A 273-nucleotide genomic window follows, 5' to 3' on the forward strand; every position below is an offset into this window, starting at 1 on the left:
ACCAATATGCGGGGCCATAGCTCAGCTGGGAGAGCGCCTGCCTTGCACGCAGGAGGTCAGCGGTTCGATCCCGCTTGGCTCCACCACTTCTGCTGTACCTTGATCAAACTCAGAAATGAGCATTCGCGTCGAATGTTGATTTCTGGCTTTTGTCAGATCGTTCTTTAAAAATTCGGATATGTGATAGAAATAGACTGAACACCAGTTTCACTGCTGGTGGATCAGGCTAAGGTAAAATTTGTGAGTTCTGCTCGAAAGAGCAACATGCGAATT

The 273-nt window shown here is 47.6% G+C and carries 1 tRNA gene; it reads left to right on the forward strand.

From position 1 onward, the window contains the following. Positions 1-10 precede the first annotated feature (10 nt). A tRNA-Ala gene (locus JNA92_RS26270) sits at positions 11-86 on the forward strand. Positions 87-273: the final 187 nt, after the last annotated feature.

This window comes from Pseudomonas putida (assembly GCF_022627325.1).
GTDB lineage: Bacteria > Pseudomonadota > Gammaproteobacteria > Pseudomonadales > Pseudomonadaceae > Aquipseudomonas > Aquipseudomonas putida_X.